The organism is Rothia sp. HMSC064D08, assembly GCF_001809525.1.
Lineage (GTDB): Bacteria > Actinomycetota > Actinomycetes > Actinomycetales > Micrococcaceae > Rothia > Rothia dentocariosa.
This window is the reverse complement of sequence record NZ_KV797887.1, coordinates 44,557-60,965: the sequence shown is the minus strand read 5'-3', so window position 1 is coordinate 60,965 and position 16,409 is coordinate 44,557. Positions and strand designations below refer to the sequence as shown.

Here is a 16,409-nt window from a genome sequence, read left to right as displayed (position 1 = left end):
TCAAACTTGTCATACTTCACCTCGCCGCTGTAGTCGTCACGCTTCGACGAATCAGAACCGCCGCCGCCACTAGAATTACTGGTCGAGCACGCGGCAAGAGCAACCGCCGCAGAACCGCCGCCGATCACACCAAGAGCGGAACGGCGGGTCAGATAATGCGCTGGGATATTCATATTATTCCTTTCGGCGCCTTACTTATGCCCGGATAACAATAAGATATCCGTGTATAGGGCAGAGAGCATGAGCGCTTCTTGTGGTTGGTTTACCTCTAACTATCCTGCCATGCGTCATGATTTATGCTTGGGATTGCCGCAGGTATTTTTGCATATTCCCAGGTTGAGACCGCCCAGCTGATTATTTGCTGGTACGCACATTTGTAATCGTGAAAACCCTTAGCGCCTTTATTTCTTTGCCTCCGGTGTAGGTACCGGCGTGGGGGTTAGGTCTTCTACACGCATCCTAAAATGTGAGAAAAGATCAGTTCTTTCGGGCGCTCCCACAATCTTTTCGGGAACGCTCACCTTACACCACCAGCGGCCGTCACGATGCACCGCGGTGAAGGTGGTCTGGGCAACTTCGTACCGTTTCGCGAGAGAAAGGTTCACGGTCTCTTTCTCGCCCACCTGAAAGGTTCCGTAATCGAGGGTGGTCTTTCCTTCCCAGGTGTAGGTATCGCCCTTAATAGTCGGTTCGGAGGTTTTGAGGGTTACTGTGGCCGCGGGGTTATCGAACCAGACGCGCCCTTCACGCATTAAAGAGAACGCTTTTTCGTCTTTTTCGCCACGCATGACACTATGTCCCGGCTCTGCGGCGGCGCTCTCATCATAAAGTCGGGTATTGCCGGTAGCGTTCATATATTGGAGGGCGGCGGAAATATAGGCGATCGTATTGTAAAGCCCCTGCACAGATTTATCGTTCATATGCTCGGGTCTGATGGGCACAGGCACGTTCTGAGCCGGGTGATCACGAGTTGCAGGTTTAAAGGCTCCCGCAGATTCATCATATGTATCGAATTTAACCTCACCCGCAAAGTCGGTGCGGGTTTCGTCAGAGTTTGTGGCAGATCCTTGGTTTCTTGATAAGCAGGAGGCAATAAATCCCGCTGAGCCTATGCCCAACAGCGCGAGTGCGGAGCGGCGGGGAAAACGACGGGAGGTGTGGGAGGGCATCGAAATGGTGTCCTTTCAGCGCCTTTTACCCGTGCATCAAGGCGCAAACTGTGGTTGGGTATATTCCCATTGTGTACATGATGTAGAAATTCATGCGAGGTTTAAGTGTTCCCTGAGCAAAGATTCAGCTAAGAGCGCGGAAAACCCGCAAGAACACCGTGTTTCCTGCGGGTTTTCTTTAAGTAGGAACCTACACTCGGTTCTCCTAGACGATTGTGCGGTATTGCTACTGTGCCCCGCCGTTGCCGGATGCGCCTTCCCCGGCTCCTTCCTGCGGAGCCTGCTGCTGCGGGGTTTGCTGCTGGTTCTGTCCCTGCTGCTGATTCTGGGAGCCACCCTGAGCGTCTGAAGAACCTCCGCTGTTTTGTTGAGGATAGGACAACCACCAGGTACCGTCTTTATAAATTCCTTTGAAGACCGCAGGCACTTCTTCTGTCCGCTGCTCTTCGGGGATATCCATTGCCTGACCACCTATCACGACGAAGGAGCCGTTGGTAGCCTTCATCTTTCCGTTCCAGGTATAGGTGTCACCGTCGGTTTTGGGTTGCGGGGAATCCAGAATAGCAGTCAGCTTATGGTCCTCAGCCCAGGTTTTTTGCTTTTTCCGTTCTTCAACAGCTTGCTGAACCTGATCGGCAGGGAGCTTATTCCCCTGAGGATCGAGAGCAACTTCCATAAATGGGGCAGGATCATTGGCGTTATTAAAATACTGCCATGCCGCAACCATGTACCCGATAGCCGCATAGAAACCAGCAACGGATTTCTCACCCATCTGCTCTGGTTTGAGGGGCTTGGGGAAGTTCTTTGGGGGCTGTTCCTTGGTGCCGGGCTCGTACTTACCCGCAGAGGTGTCGTAGTTGTCGAATTTCACCTCGCCGCTGTAGTCCTTTTGGTCTTGGCCGCCGGATGCGGAGGAGCCTGACCCGCCAGCATTATTTGCCCCGGAACAGGCAGCAAGAGCCACCGCCGCAGAACCGGCGCCAAGGAGCCCAAGCGCGGAACGGCGAGAGATATTCAATGAAGACATGCTAGTCCTTTCGGAACCCAAGCCCTGACACTCGGGTGGTATCGATCATCGGAGGTACAGCATATGCATATACCCGCTATCCATCACGATAACGAGAAAAGAATACTCTCGCCGTAAAATTTCGCTAGATGCCAAACAGCGAACCGGAGCTGCTGGAGCTTGACGGGCTAGCGCTACTAGACGAGGCTGAATCCTGATTTGGGTTCGTAATCATCCATTTGCCGTCCTTATAAATTCCCTTGAACGTAGCGTCTTGGCTCTGTTCCTGGTTCAGTTCCCGGCCCATTCCCCCGCGGCCGCCCATACCGCCGATTTTTATGGTAGCGCTTCCATCCCAGGTGTAGGTGTCGCCGTCCATCTTCGGCTGCGGGGTCTTGAGGCTACCGGTAATTTTTGTGTCATAAAGCCACATGACTCCCCCGGCACCCATCTGCTTGAACTGCTCAAATTGCGACGCAGGCACCTTCTGCCCGGTGTTGTCTGCAATAACCTCCATCATGGGTTCGGGGTCAAAAGACTCGAAGAAGTACTGCATGGATGCAAAAAGGTAGCCGATAGACGAGTAAAAACCTGCCGCTGACTTTTCGTTAGCGTTATCCGGCTTCTTCGGCTTCGGCACATTTTCGGCGGGGTGATCCTTGGTTGCGGGCTTGTATTCTCCCGCAGAAGTGTCAAAGTTATCGAACTTGATCTCGCCGCTAAAGTCGGTGCGCTCGCTTTGGGAACTGACACCGTTGACGCCTCCAGAGCACGCAGCAAGCGCCACGGTCGCAGAGGCAGCACCCGCCAAACCAAACGCGGTGCGACGTGAGAGACGATACGCATGTGTGTTCATGATATGTGTTTCCTTTCAGCGCCCAGGCTCATGCTGAAACCTGGGCGCATATGCAGATGCAACTAGCAGGTCTTAAATAAATTTAGAAACCGAAAAGTGACCCGGAGCTCGATGAGCTTCCGGATGTTGAAGTGGCCTCTGGGTCTGTCATACGCCACTGACCGTCCTTATAGGTTCCCTTGATAGTTATATCGCTTGTTTGATCTTCACCCGCCTGCTGTGCAGCATCAACATTGCTCCCGATCCCATCATATTTAAGGGTGCCTTTTGCATCCCATGTGTACGTATCACCATCGACTTTAGGCTGAGGAGTCTTCAAGGAGATCACGACTTTAGGATTAACGATCCATAGGTTGGAGGATTTCAGCTGTTTAAACTGGTCATAATTTACTTGTGAATCCCCCAGAACTTCAATTAGTGGTTCGGGGTCAAAAGACTCGAAGAAGTACTGTGCGGATGCAAAAAGGTAGCCAATAGACGAGTAAAAACCTGCCGCCGACTTATCGTTAGCGTTATCCGGCTTCTTCGGCTTCGGCACATTTTCGGCGGGGTGATCCTTGGTTGCGGGCTTGTATTCTCCCGCAGAAGTGTCAAAGTTATCGAACTTGATCTCGCCGCTAAAGTCGGTGCGCTCGCTTTGGGAACTGACTCCGCTAACGTTTCCAGAGCACGCAGCAAGCGCCACGGTCGCAGAGGCAGCACCCGCCAAACCAAACGCGGTGCGACGTGAGACATGTAGAGCGGACATTCTTTTTCCTTTCGTGGTGTGGACTTCTTAGCCCGAATATCTGTGTGGTGTTTCTAGAGTGAAAATTCTTGAGACGATCCAGATCCTGACGAACCCGAGGAGCTGCCGTAGATAACCCACCAGCGCCCTTCCGTGTAGGTTCCGCGGTAGAGGGTATCTGATGTCTCTGTCTCAGACTCTCGGCTTACTCCACTCGGCCCGTAAAAGGTACCCAGCGAAAACGATATTGTTCCCTCCCAGGTGGCACTCGTACCGTTCATCGTCGGTTCCGGACTCTTGAGAATCGCCTTAAATTTGGGGCCGCCAAACCATGATTTACTGCTCGTGGTTTGTTGTTTCAGCTGGTTAAATTTAGATTCCAGGACATCTTTGTATTCTGGTGGAAACGCATCCGCTACAAGGCTAAAGTCCAGGGTTTCCATGGCGTACTGCATGGCTGCCGTCGTATAGCCAATCGCCGCATAAAATCCTGCCGCCGACTTGTCGTTTATATCTGAGGGTTTCGTTGGTTTAGGCACGTTCTTTGACGGATGATCTTTCGTGGCAGGCTCATAGGCGCCCGCGGAGGTATCGAAACTCGTGAAGCGAACCTCGCCTGCATAATTGCTGGAACTGGACGAAGAACTTGAACTGGAACTAGATGGAGAGCTGGAACTAGAGCTGGATGCGGTTGCCCCCGCACTCTGCTGCTCGGATGCGATTCCTCTCACTTTCGGGGCGCAGGCGCTCAGCACCATCGCCGAACCCACCGCACCGGCTGCCGCAAGAGCGGTTCGGCGCGAAAAATCATAAGATCTTTCTGACATATTTCATTCCTTTCGGCGTCTTAATCGTCAACGATTAAAACCCCTGTGATGTGGCTGGGTACCTTACTATTGTGCCGTTAAGCCGTGCGAACATGCGTTATATGACGTCATCATAAGCTGTTATATTTTTCTCATCGTCCCTGCGCGCACCCAAGAACCAGCGCAGAGCGCATCCCTTCCAAGCACGGTACAACGCTATGGTGTAGCTGTAGAGCTCTGTGAGGCTACGGTCTTTGACCGAGTTTCAATGCTCCAGCGCCCGTTGGTATATGTTCCTTTAAAAACCATGTCTTCGGTATTACTTTTTTGCCGTTCCGTTAGGTCGTTTACCTGCCCACGATCGACGCGGTAGTTCCCGAATTCCATAGAAAACTTCCCTTCCCACGTGTATGTATCACCTTCCATCGCGGGCTGCGCGGTATTCAGGGAGATAGTGACGCGCGGGTTCTCATACCAGTTTTGCCCTTCCCTCATGCGCGCCAGTATTTGCTCGTTTGAGGAATTATGAACATAGTGTTTCTCGTCCTCGGTGAGCGCGCTGTCATCGTAAGGACCGGTGTCACCGGTGGCGAACATATACTGCATAGCGGCGGCTATATAGGCTAGGCTCGCGTAAAATCCGGCAACGGACTTTTCATCTGCATTCTCAGGTTTGATAGGTTTGGGAACATTCTTAGGAGGGGTGTCTCGTGTGGCGGCTTCAAAACTACCGGCAGAATTATCATATTTTTCGAGTTTGGCTTCTCCGGCATAGTCACTGCGTTCATTCGAGCATGAAGCAACCGTAAATAGCACCGCACCGGCACCCGCAGCACCCAGCGCGGAACGACGTGTTAGCACATATTCCACCGTGAATCCCCTTTCACGCGGCATCAAAATGCGGGAAGTCCCTTCATTATCCACCTTAAGTAGAGGTTTAAGGTAGATTTCAACGGTATGCGCTCTGTGAGATTTCGCTCGATTCTGCCAGAGTATAAAGCGGGAGCGGTGCTTTGCAGACCGATCTTGACCTCCACGTATTTTCATAGAAAAACCCATAAAACAACGAGGTTTTTACGCTCCGCAACGAAGAAACCGGAGAAGTTATCCACAGGCATACCGGTACTTTTTATGCAACTTTTATTGCTTTCTAACGAAAGGACGTTCTTCTGCACACTGCGCTGAGTACCATAGAAGAGTATGTTCCGACATGACGAGAGGATATCTCATGGCTGAAATCCCTACTTCCGAACCCCAAGTTGGTGCCCCGCCGGTCGTAACTCAAGCACCGCCTAAACTTAACCAAGCGGGAGCTATCGACCTTGTAAAACGGGAAACGCGTGCCCCTGAGGTTGCAACTATCAGTCATGAAGCAGACGAACTGGCTATCACTCTCAACAACACCGATCTGAAGTCGCCTTCACTTCTCGATACCCTCGAAAATACGATTTCAAGTTACGGTTCCGATACCTTCAACGGCATCGACATGGTTACCCAGCGCCTGCTCAATATGCAGGAGCTTGAGCTTGCGCCGGACTCCCCACAAACCAAAGCATCTCAAAACCTGGCGGAACTGCGTGCACAAATCAACTCGCTGGATTACAGTGCGATTGACGGTACCCCCGGTAAACGCGGCATCGCAAAACGCCTGATAGGGCGCGGCAAAAGCAAAATCGAGAAATTCTTCTACCAGTACGCCAGCGTCAACAGAAATATTGAAGGCATCAGCAAAAAACTGAAAAAATCCACCGATGCACTCGTCATGCAGCAGGCGGAACTCGTGAAACTGCGCGAGAAACTTCAGGAAGGCATGACGGATTTGAACGAGAAGATCGCAGTTCTTCAACAGTTCTCCGATATGGTACGTGCCGCCGCTGAAGAAACTCGTCTTGAAGGAGATGAAGAAACCGCGCGCATCTACACCGAGAAGGTTCTGTATGTGACCGAACAGCGCATCAGCGATCTACTCACTAAACTTGAAATTGCTGGGCAGGCGTACCTGACAAGCGATGTTGTCTCCAGCAACGGCAAAGAACTCATTCGCGGTATCCGCCGCGCCGAAGACACCACCTTATGGGCATACAAAATGACCGCCTATATCGCCCGTTCCTTAGGCATGCAGGAAGCGGTTCTGCAGCAGCTTGGCGCTCTGAAGCAGACCACCGAGAACGCTATTATGCGCAATGCCGACATGCTGTCTTCGCAGGCTACGCGGATCCAGCAGATGGCGTCCCAACCCGCAATCGACCCGCAGGTTTTGGCGCAGGCACATGGAAAAGTACTTCAAGCGCTCGACGAAGTTTCCGCATTCCGTCAGGGGGCGGTAGAAGCATTCGCCCAGTCGAACCAGATGCTGCGCGAACTGACGGCAGAATCTCTTGAGCGCGTTACACGAAGGAATAATGCCCCCGAATCCCCTGCACACGCCAGCGGAACTCCCACAAACCGCGCGCTCACCCAGAATTAGAGGCACACGTGGGCGTTATCAAACGGTTTTTCGGTGTGCCGGACGATTCCCCGATCCGCTCCCAACAAGAAAGCGTCACGGATGCCTCGGCTCATTCTTCTGCCCCGGAGCCCACGTACCTGCGCCAGTCCCAGCATGTGTTGGATGATGCCTCGCATTATTTGGCGGATTTTGCCGTGTCTGTACCCCCGCGCGCACTCGTACCCGCCTTCGAGATGGTCGAAACCTACCGCAAAATAACGGCAGAAACGGGCAGTAATACCCGCGCAGCCCTGCCCTCAACGACGGAATACACGCTCCAGACGGCGCTAACCACCTATGTACCGAATCTGTTGACTGTCTATACCCGCACGCACAACCCCACCCCGGAGCAAACCTCCGAGCTGGTGCAGGCTCTTACTGATGCAAATCAGGAATTCGTCACAGCGCTTAACCTTGTGCGGGCAGATAACAGCCTTGAACTTGAAACGCACACCCTGTTCATGCGCAAGAGAATGGCGGTATAAATGGAACTGAGCATTGGTCAGAACGTCAATCTTACCCAGGAAGCACCCGCTCTCGACCACGTGCTGGTAGGACTGCGGTGGCGCACCGACGAACCGCTTTTACGTGAATCTCTGGAGGCAGGGGTACTTCTTACCTCGAACGGCAAACTAGTTTCGCGGCAAGACTTTGTATTTACTCACCAGGTCTTAGACCGTGCGGGCAGTGTTCGCCGCCGCGAGCTCATGGGCGACGATCAGGTGCAGTTCGATCTGCACCTTCCCACTGTGCCCCAAGACGTAGATTCCCTGGAGATCGTGCTCTTCACAAACGGGGAAAGTACCGTGCGGCTCAACCGTGCCAGTGGGATTCGAGCACGCATGATAAACCCCACCACCGGAAAAACAATGTTCCGTGCCCCACTCGTGCAGGTAGGTCGCAGCGCGGCGGTACGGCTGATGCAGGTGTACCGGCACCGCGGTGAATGGAAAGTGCGGGCTGTGTGCGATGAATGGCATAGTGTTTCCGCCATGCTTCAAGGGTTCGGGTTATGAGTCGCTACAGTTTTATCACTGCCTACATAGCGGATCCTGAGCCGAAAGCACGTCCTCAAGCATCCCCCTCTGCTGCTGCAGCAGCAAACCGGGGGCCGCAGTCTGCAGATATTCCCTCTGACCAGCGGGGGCACCGGAGGGCGCAGCATACTCAACGGAATATAAACCGCCAAACGGACCGAACGACGGGCGCATCTGGGGCAGAGCAGCCGATGCAGCACCGGCAGATTAAGCCCCCAAATATGAGCAAATCTCGCGGGACGGCAACCTACACCCCGGAATCGGCTGAATCTTGGCAGCATTCTCAACCCGAAGACACAGCAAAAATCATAACTCCCCCATCCGAACACCTGCGTGAACCGCACTGGTGGGGTCACATCCCCAATATCACCGACGCTCACCCGAGCGAACGTCTCTTTATGCTTGATGCAGTACAAGCCGCCGTAGGAGAACTGCGTATTACTGGAACCGATATGACTGCATTCCTACTGAACTGGGGTGGTGAGAGTATTATGCTGTCGGGTTCATCCGCTCCCCCAACTGATGCTGCCTCTCGGATGACCCAAATATCGCTCAACGCAGCAGGCACAGTTTTGACAATTCCCCCCAAATCTTTGACGCTACTTCGATCTTTAAAACTGATCGGCAGGAACCTTCAGCTCACTAATCCCGATATGCGCATAACCCGGGATTTAGGGAAGGGTACGCTAATATTAAGTGAGGATGGTTACGTTACCTGTGCCATCGCCCTTCTCAGCGAATATCAACACCATAAATAGAAAGGAAAATATAGTGGCTGCTATTAAGCTCACCAAAGGAAACCCCATCAATCTCACCAAAGAGGCACCGGGCCTGAAAAACCTCACCATCGGCCTGGGTTGGGACCTATCCCTCGCGGGTGAAGCCTATGACCTTGACGCATCCGTCATGATCACCGACGAAAATGACAGGATCCTTTTTGACGATGCATCCCTCGTCTTCTTTAACAATCCCACCAGCCTTGACGGCGCGGTCGTCCACACCGGTGACAACCGCACTGGCGATGCTGAAGGTGACGATGAGACCATTATCGTGAACCTCGATAAAGTAGACCCAAAGGTACAGCGCCTTCACATCCTCGCCTCCATCTACGAAGGCGAAAAAACCGGTAAGAATTTCGGTGTAGTACGTAACGCTTATGTACGTCTGATAAACGACGACACGAATGAAGAAATCGCTCGTTACGACCTTTCCGAAGACTGCTCAGCAGCGCCCGCTGTACTCTTCGCAATGGTGTACCGCCACAACGGCGAATGGCGTTTCAAAGCCGTAGAAGATCCATTCACCGGTGGTCTGCCGCATCTGCTGACCTCCTACGGTTTCACAGTTTAACAACCTGCCTTATCTCTAACGCGAAGGAGAGCCTTCTGCCCTCATGGCTTTATTAAAATTCTTCAAATACGATCTCTTGATTACCCTTGCGGCACTTATAGGTGCCGCCTTTTATGGTGGTATTGTCGGCATGGTATCCGCCGCGATCCTGATTGTCCTTGAGATCGTGTTCTCATTCGACAACGCGGGTGTGAACGCAAAATACCTAGACAAAATGTCGCATGCATGGCGCAATATCTTCTTGACAGTCGGTGTTCTGGTCGCTGTTTTTGGTATGCGTCTTATCTTCCCCTTCCTGATCGTCTGCCTGGCAGGCAACGTAGGTCCGGTTGAAGCTTGGAACCTTGCAATGGAACGCGGCGATCCGCATACGCCCGGAACCTACGGGTACATTTTGGAATCCGCTCACCACACCATCGCTTCCTTCGGCGGCATGTTCCTGCTCATGCTCTTCCTTTCCTTCCTCTTCGAGGCTGGTAAGGATGTCCACTGGCTATCCGTGATCGAGAAACCGCTCGCCAAAGCCGGGCACTTTGATTCCATGCCTGTATTGGTTTCCGGGGTTCTCTTAGTGACGGCTTCTCAGCTTTTCGGTGCCGAGCATCATGAGCAGTACACCATTCTGCTCTCGGGGCTTCTGGGTATGCTCACCTTCTTGGCGACCAACGGTCTGGCGACCTTTATGGAAGACCGAAACGAATCTCAAGAAGAATCCCTGGCGAATGTTGCCGTACTTACCGGTAAAGCAGCATTCTCCATGTTTATCTTCCTAGAAGTTCTTGATGCTTCCTTCAGCTTCGACGGCGTTCTCGGCGCATTCGCGGTAACCTCAGACCCCATTATTATTGCTATCGGTTTGGGTGTGGGCGCGCTCTTCGTGCGGTCGATGACCATTTATCTGGTCGAGAAGGGAACCCTTCAAGAGCTGCGCTATCTGGACCACGGCGCGCACTGGGCTATCGGCGTTCTCGCGCTTATGCTTCTGGCAACCCTCAAGTGGGATATTCCCGACTACGTGATCGGTCTTTCCGGCATCGTCTTTATCGCCGGGTCGATTATCTCCTCCCGCAAGGCAAACCATGCGGAGGCAGCACTTGCGGAAAAGACTGCAGAACCTGACGCTCCGGTGCAGAGCACATAACCGCAGGATCAAGGGCACATAGCCCTCAAGCAACGCGGTGGGCGACGATGCGGACGCAGCGTGCGCCGCGCATCCGCCCACCGCATTTCTATGACCACATAACTACATAACTAACGAAGGGTACAGGCACTGTGGCTATTAACCTGTCAAAAGGCCAGAAACTAGATCTCTCGAAAGACAGCTCGCTCACCCAGGTTCGTTTGGGCTTAGGCTGGGATCCCATTAAAACCAAGGGACTCTTTGGGCGTATCAAAGAGAAAGCGGTCGATCTGGATGCTTCCGTGATCGGCTATGATGCAGCCGGTAACCTGCTTGAGGTCGTTTTCTACGGGTCGTTACGCTCGGTCAATGGCTCTATTATTCACCACGGAGATAACCTGACGGGTGCAGGTGAAGGCGACGACGAGGTTATCGATATTAACCTCCCGGGCGTGGATGCGCGCGTTGCTTTCTTGGCACTGGTGATTACCTCATATTCCGGGGACCAATTTAGCAACATTGACAACGCCTTTGTGCGCGTTGAAAACGTTGCTACCCGCCAGGAGATGGCACGTTTTTCGATGACGGAAAAGGGCTCACATACGGGGCTCATGGTAGCCCTGCTGGCACGCGTAGGTCGCGGCTGGGAGCTTCGGGCTATTGGAGACCCGCTGCCCGGCGCAGCACGCACCCCGCGCGATGTTATCGACCCTGTAAAAAGGTACCTTGTCTAAAAATTTGGCGTGCTGTGCACGTGTTCAATAGAGGTACGTCAGGTGTACATAGCGGCGGTTTTATTCTTCTTTATGGCGGTAAGAGCTGTCTTTGGAATGCTTCTGTGCGCATAGTACTGATAGCAAAAGCTGGTCCCGCATGCATCAATACGATGCATGCGGGATCAGCTATATGCTCCGAAAAACACATCTATTCATTCAATTACTAACACCTAGAATGTTTTGATCTGCCAGGCACCATCAGAATACTTACCCTGAAAATACACCGAAGTTTCTGTCTTACGTTGTTTTTCATCGGTGTAGTCCTCGCTAGTTCCGTCAGGGAAGGCACGAAACTCTCCTAAATCGATGACCATCATACCGCCCCAATTGTAGCCGCCACCGCTTGCTTTTGAGGGACGGGGAGAGCGCATGGCAAACGTTACTTGAGGGTTACCAAACCAAATCTCACCATCTTTGATCCTATCGAAAAAGAATTGATCATTTTTTAAGAAACCATCCTTTTCGCTTTGTGCCAATGCAGACTTATTAATCATTTCGTCGCTTCCCGTCTCAAAAAGGTACTTCAATGCACCTGCCATAAAGACTAGATTAGCGTAAAAGCCATCTGCTGAGTTCTCTTTAGCTTTATCATCTAAAACAGGTTTAGGGATATTCTTTGCTGGATGTTCACGCGTTGCGGGTTCATACGCGCCAGCCGACGTATCGTACTTATCGTTTTTGATAGTAGTACCGTAGTCTTTTATGCTCTCCGAGGGTGATGGCGATGCAGAGGATGAGGACGATGAGCTTGACGCGGACGATGAAGAGCTTGAGGAGCCGCTAGCGGCGGCATCGACGGGTCTCACGGAGGCAGCGCATCCGGCAAGAGCAATGACAGAGCCAGCGCCGACAAAGCCTAAGGCGGCACGGCGGGTTACATCATGAGGTGACATGGTGTTCCTTTCGGGGCTTCCGTAACGCCGCGGGCAGGCGACTGCGGGAAGCACGGGTGGCGAGCGCATGAACTCGCCATGGGTGTTTCTCTCTACTCTAGTGTATCGGGGCTGCGGGAGCCCGCATATCTGCCGTTCTAGGGTCTTAGAATACGGTAGTTTTTTTCGCGCGATGCGCCGCGCCGGGTCATTTCACCGCCGCACATCAGCACTCCCGCTTTTCTTGCGAACACAAAAAAGCCCCGCAAGATTGTAGAAATCTTGCGGGGCATAAATACTAAGTTAGTAAGTTAGCTGGTATTATCGTGTCCAATTTAGTGAGTGCTGATCATACTCCACTTATTATCGGAGTACGTTCCTACGAAACTTACAGATTCCGTATTGGTCCTTTCATCAGCCGAAAAATCAACCGCAGTATCTGCGTTTGCCATAAAAGCACCCTTGTCAGTCGACATTTGGGAACCCCACTTATAACGGTCACCACTAATTTCGGGCGCAGATGTTTTCAGCTCAGTAGTTACTTTAGGGTTATCCAGCCAAATTTCTCCGCTCTTTATTTGAGAGAATATTTTTTTAGTCTCAGGATCTTTATAAAAAGCATTAACCTCTTCTTCGGTAAAAGAGCTCTTACGCAGAGGAGCATCATCTCCTGTGGCAAATAGATATTGTATGCTGGCTGCAATATAACCGATATGCGCGTAGAAAGCCTCGACGGACTTTTCGTTAGCGTTCTCCGGCAACTTCGGAACAGGAACGTTCTTCGCGGGCTCGGTTCGAGTTGCGGGCACATACTCCCCTGCCGACGTATCGAAGCTGTCGAACTTGACCTCGCCCTTGTAATCCTTAGCGGGTTCCGACTTACTGGAGCTTGACGAACTGCCGCTGGAGTTTGAGTTTGAGTTCGACGAAGAACATGCTGCGAGCGCGGCCGCGGTGCCAGCACCCAGCACGCCCAGCGCTGCGTTACGGCGAGTCACGATCAACGATGACATAATATTCTTTTTTCCTTTCATATGTGCCTTATTCAGAGCGAACAAGGCATAAATCTAGTGAGGCTAAGAAACCCCAGCCGCTAAAACAACAATGTTTTAGATGGAGAATCCGCCGCTTCCAGCAGCACCCCCACTGCTGCGAATAGTCCACGAGCTGCCCGAATAGAGGGCCTCGAAGGTGATATCCGTATCAACGTGTTGTTTACTGGACTCCACATCTTTACTCATGGAGTTCACGACGATGTAGGAACCCATATTCATCTTCATCGTGCCACCCCACGAGTAGAAGCTGCCGCTGCTGCTCGGGGTTGAAGTGTTCAGTGAGAACACAACGGTCGGGTTGTCCAGCCAGGCATTCCCCTCTTTGATCATTTTGAGCATCTCTGAAGCATTAGTATTACTGGACAGACTCGACTTTTCGGATGACACCAGAGCGCATTTCTCGAAGGGCTCCATATCGCCAGTCTGGAAGAGGTACTGCATAGAGGCCGCGATATAGGCGATGTTTTCGTAAAGTCCGTCTATGGTTTTCTCGTTGGCTTTATCAGAGAGCAGGGGCTTGGGAACGTTCTTCGGCTTCTCGGTACGGGTTGCAGGCTGGTGTTCACCCGCGGAAGTGTCGTACTTTTCGAGTTTTACCTCGCCCGTGTTTTTCGAGTTGCCGGGCAGAGTAGATGCACTCGATGATGAGCTGGAGGATGAAGGGCTTGACGACGTTGAGCTCGCGGAGGCTGAGCTCCCCTGCCCGAGGTTCGCGGGTTTGACGGCGGGGGCGCATCCGACAACGACGGCGGCAGATCCTGCGCCCAGCACACCCAAGGCGGCGCGGCGGGAGATATGGTGGGGTAAACGGGTTGGCATGTTTGCCCTTTCATCGGTGCTCTCAAGGGATGCGGTTACGAGCGAGGTTCCGGGTCTCAGCACATCTTTTTGCCCAAAACTGCGCAGTCAGGGGCGGAAGATAAGCCTCAACTTCCCAGTTTGTTGCTCCATACCAGAGACATTACGTCGATTGTATCTTAGAGCTTTGTTGAACCCTGGGTTCCTGGACACGTCTTCATCATTTCGTTATCTATTTGCTCTCTATGTGGACTCCCTAGAGAGGCACTACGGCACAGCGCAAAATCGCTCATAAGTATCATTCCGTATTAACGGTTGAATATATCACCGGACTGTAGAAAAGTCTCTATGTTAGCTTTACGATTAAACGAACATTGATAGTGAGCTAGTACACGGGAGGTTCCCATGAAGGCTGTAGTTGTCCCTGATGTTGTTGATGGCTCGATAAATGTCACCGATGTTCCCGTGCCCGAGGTGGGGCACGGTCAGGCGCTCGTGAAGCTAGAGTACTCCGGCGTCTGCCACACCGACCTGCACGTTGCGGCGGGCGATTTCGGTGAGGTTCCGGGGCGCATCCTGGGGCATGAGGGTATTGGTATTGTCACCGAAGTTGGTGAAGGCGTTGAATCTCTTAAGCCCGGTGACCGTGTCTCTATTGCATGGTTCTTCCAGGGATGCGGGCACTGCGAATACTGCACCTCCGGCAAGGAGACCCTGTGCCGTACCGTCAAGAATGCGGGCTACACTGTGGACGGTGCCATGAGTGAGTATGCCCTTGTCACGGCAGACTATGCCGTGAAGGTTCCCGAAGGCCTAGATGCGGCGCAGGCAAGCTCGATTACCTGCGCGGGCGTGACCACCTATAAGGCGATTAAGGAATCGCAGATACGCCCCGGTCAGTGGCTGGTCGCCTACGGTGCTGGCGGGCTGGGCAACCTGGCGGTGCAGTACGCCAAGAAGGTTTTCGGTGCCAAGGTTATTGCCGTCGATATTAACGATGACAAGCTGAAGCTTGCCGCCGAAACCGGTGCCGACGTCACGATTAACGGTCGTGAGGTTGAGGATGTACCGGCGAAGGTTCGTGAGGTAACTGACGGCGGGGCGCAAGCTGCCGTGGTGACCGCGGTATCGAGGGTCGCTTTTAACCAGGCGGTTGAGAGCGTGCGTGCCGGGGGTAGCGTGGTGGCTGTGGGTCTTCCGCCCGAGAAGATGGAACTGTCTATCACAAAGATCGTTCTTGACGGTATTCGCGTGCTCGGCTCGTTGGTTGGCACCCGTCAGGATCTTGCCGAAGCGTTCCAGTTCGGCGCAGACGGGCTAGTAGTTCCCGTAGTGCAGCTGCGCAAGGTTGATGAGGCCCCGCAGATCTTCGAGGAGATGAACGCAGGCAAGATCAACGGGCGTATGGTGCTCGATTTCGCAAGCATGTGGTAAGGCAAGAAAGCTTCTCACACGGGTGCGTTAGGTACTGAATCTATGCGGTAGCGCGGGTTGCCGCCCGTTTCTAAACATAGGGTTCTGAACCCCTAATGCAAAAAGCGGTGTCCCCTGGAACGTATGGAAATTCCAGAGGACACCGCTTTATATGCGGAGCTAGGGATTAGCTGTCCTGGGTATCGTGGGATGCGGAGCTGTCGGATCCACCAGTTTCATAGAAACCCCCAACACTCCATTTGTTATTGTCGTATTTAGCCGTGAAGTTAATCTTCTGAGTGCGCTTCTGCTGTTCTTCAGGAAAATCTACAACCTCACCATCATGTACGCCGTATTCCCCCCGAGTTACGTTCACGGTTACCGGCCACGTGTAGGTGCCGTTCTCTTCCTTAGGCTTAGCATCCTCAAAGTTCATCACAATTTTAGGGTCTGCAAGCCAGCTCTTCCCGCCCTGAAGCTCCGCAAAAAGAGCACCCGACAGTGTGCGCTCTTTATCCTCATCGCTCATAGCGCTTTCTTTGATCAGAGATACATCGCCGGTCTGCAGTGCGTACTGCAAAGCCGCGCCAAGGAACACGATCGAAGAGTACAGACCCGCGACTGAGTTTTCGTTCATATTCTCAGGCTTGATGGGCTTGGGAACATTCTTTGCGGGAGTCTCGCGAGTTGCCAGCTCGTAGGTGCCAGCTGAGGTATCGAACTTGTCGATTTTTGCCTCGCCGCTGTAGTCGCTGCGGGTGCTCGTCGAGGAAGCCGATGTGCCGGAGTCCCCGCCGTTGCCGTTCGAGTTAGAGGAAGAGCACGCCGCCAAGAACGCGGCAGAACCAAGGCCCAAGACGCCTAGAGCACCGCGGCGGGATACAGAAGTAGTCAGCATGTTGTTATCTTTCAGTCGGTGATTATTGCCTATTTATT

At 52.8% G+C, this 16,409-nt stretch carries 18 protein-coding genes; 8 read left to right on the top strand and 10 right to left on the bottom strand.

Translation table 11 applies throughout. From position 1 onward, the window contains the following. Nucleotides 1-401: 401 nt before the first annotated feature. From HMPREF2625_RS00440 to HMPREF2625_RS00415, 6 genes are all read right to left on the bottom strand, one after another. A complete protein-coding gene (locus HMPREF2625_RS00440; RefSeq protein WP_048752484.1) occupies nucleotides 402-1,169 on the bottom strand; it encodes a DUF6318 family protein in 768 nt (255 codons plus the stop codon). Nucleotides 1,170-1,395: 226 nt separating this feature from the next. Further along, nucleotides 1,396-2,196, bottom strand: coding sequence for a DUF6318 family protein (locus HMPREF2625_RS00435; protein ID WP_070520408.1), 801 nt, complete (start codon nucleotides 2,194-2,196; stop codon nucleotides 1,396-1,398). Between the two features lie 124 nt (nucleotides 2,197-2,320). Next, nucleotides 2,321-3,031 (bottom strand): DUF6318 family protein, encoded by a 711-nt coding sequence (locus tag HMPREF2625_RS00430; RefSeq protein WP_070520405.1) that lies wholly within the window; start codon nucleotides 3,029-3,031, stop codon nucleotides 2,321-2,323. Nucleotides 3,032-3,113: 82 nt separating this feature from the next. Continuing rightward, complete coding sequence (locus tag HMPREF2625_RS00425; RefSeq protein WP_070520401.1) at nucleotides 3,114-3,779, bottom strand: DUF6318 family protein; 666 nt, start codon at nucleotides 3,777-3,779, stop codon at nucleotides 3,114-3,116. Nucleotides 3,780-3,832: 53 nt separating this feature from the next. Further along, nucleotides 3,833-4,585 (bottom strand): DUF6318 family protein, encoded by a 753-nt coding sequence (locus HMPREF2625_RS00420; protein WP_070520397.1) that lies wholly within the window; start codon nucleotides 4,583-4,585, stop codon nucleotides 3,833-3,835. A gap of 195 nt (nucleotides 4,586-4,780) precedes the next feature. After that, the gene (locus tag HMPREF2625_RS00415) at nucleotides 4,781-5,434 is read right to left on the bottom strand and encodes a DUF6318 family protein (protein WP_246826558.1); all 654 of its coding nucleotides are present in this window, start codon (nucleotides 5,432-5,434) and stop codon (nucleotides 4,781-4,783) included. A gap of 358 nt (nucleotides 5,435-5,792) precedes the next feature. Between HMPREF2625_RS00415 and HMPREF2625_RS00410 the strand changes: the two genes are divergently transcribed. From HMPREF2625_RS00410 to HMPREF2625_RS00380, 7 genes are all read left to right on the top strand, one after another. Continuing rightward, the gene (locus tag HMPREF2625_RS00410; protein WP_013398268.1) at nucleotides 5,793-7,031 is read left to right on the top strand and encodes a toxic anion resistance protein; all 1,239 of its coding nucleotides are present in this window, start codon (nucleotides 5,793-5,795) and stop codon (nucleotides 7,029-7,031) included. Nucleotides 7,032-7,039: 8 nt separating this feature from the next. After that, nucleotides 7,040-7,537, top strand: a complete 498-nt coding sequence (locus HMPREF2625_RS00405; protein ID WP_070520391.1) for a hypothetical protein — start codon at nucleotides 7,040-7,042, stop codon at nucleotides 7,535-7,537. After that, the gene (locus HMPREF2625_RS00400) at nucleotides 7,538-8,068 is read left to right on the top strand and encodes a TerD family protein (RefSeq protein ID WP_070520388.1); all 531 of its coding nucleotides are present in this window, start codon (nucleotides 7,538-7,540) and stop codon (nucleotides 8,066-8,068) included. Next, nucleotides 8,065-8,847, top strand: a complete 783-nt coding sequence (locus tag HMPREF2625_RS00395; RefSeq protein ID WP_246826557.1) for a hypothetical protein — start codon at nucleotides 8,065-8,067, stop codon at nucleotides 8,845-8,847. Before HMPREF2625_RS00400 ends, HMPREF2625_RS00395 begins: the two co-directional genes overlap by 4 nt. A 13-nt stretch (nucleotides 8,848-8,860) precedes the next feature. Beyond that, on the top strand, nucleotides 8,861-9,439 hold the full coding sequence (locus HMPREF2625_RS00390) for a TerD family protein (RefSeq protein ID WP_004006392.1): 579 nt from the start codon (nucleotides 8,861-8,863) through the stop codon (nucleotides 9,437-9,439). Between the two features lie 43 nt (nucleotides 9,440-9,482). Further along, entirely contained in the window at nucleotides 9,483-10,580 is a 1,098-nt protein-coding gene (locus HMPREF2625_RS00385; RefSeq protein WP_070520385.1) for a DUF475 domain-containing protein, read from the top strand. 131 nt (nucleotides 10,581-10,711) lie between these two features. Beyond that, a complete protein-coding gene (locus HMPREF2625_RS00380) occupies nucleotides 10,712-11,293 on the top strand; it encodes a TerD family protein (RefSeq protein ID WP_004006390.1) in 582 nt (193 codons plus the stop codon). Nucleotides 11,294-11,505: 212 nt separating this feature from the next. On the opposite strand, the gene HMPREF2625_RS00375 is transcribed toward HMPREF2625_RS00380, so the two are convergent. The 3 genes from HMPREF2625_RS00375 to HMPREF2625_RS00365 all read right to left on the bottom strand — a co-directional run bounded on the left by HMPREF2625_RS00375 (nucleotide 11,506) and on the right by HMPREF2625_RS00365 (nucleotide 14,081). Further along, on the bottom strand, nucleotides 11,506-12,228 hold the full coding sequence (locus tag HMPREF2625_RS00375) for a DUF6318 family protein (RefSeq protein ID WP_070520382.1): 723 nt from the start codon (nucleotides 12,226-12,228) through the stop codon (nucleotides 11,506-11,508). A gap of 314 nt (nucleotides 12,229-12,542) precedes the next feature. Continuing rightward, complete coding sequence (locus HMPREF2625_RS00370; RefSeq protein ID WP_070520378.1) at nucleotides 12,543-13,220, bottom strand: DUF6318 family protein; 678 nt, start codon at nucleotides 13,218-13,220, stop codon at nucleotides 12,543-12,545. A 96-nt stretch (nucleotides 13,221-13,316) separates the two neighbouring features. Next, nucleotides 13,317-14,081 (bottom strand): DUF6318 family protein, encoded by a 765-nt coding sequence (locus HMPREF2625_RS00365; protein WP_246826556.1) that lies wholly within the window; start codon nucleotides 14,079-14,081, stop codon nucleotides 13,317-13,319. Between the two features lie 384 nt (nucleotides 14,082-14,465). Here HMPREF2625_RS00365 and adhP point away from each other — a divergent pair, with 384 nt between their 5' ends. Continuing rightward, nucleotides 14,466-15,494 carry an alcohol dehydrogenase AdhP gene (gene adhP, locus HMPREF2625_RS00360; protein ID WP_070520372.1) on the top strand — a complete coding sequence of 343 codons (1,029 nt, stop codon included), beginning with the start codon at nucleotides 14,466-14,468 and terminating at the stop codon, nucleotides 15,492-15,494. Nucleotides 15,495-15,660: 166 nt separating this feature from the next. Here adhP and HMPREF2625_RS00355 read toward each other — a convergent pair whose 3' ends face one another. After that, entirely contained in the window at nucleotides 15,661-16,371 is a 711-nt protein-coding gene (locus tag HMPREF2625_RS00355) for a DUF6318 family protein (protein ID WP_070520369.1), read from the bottom strand. Nucleotides 16,372-16,409 lie beyond the last annotated feature (38 nt).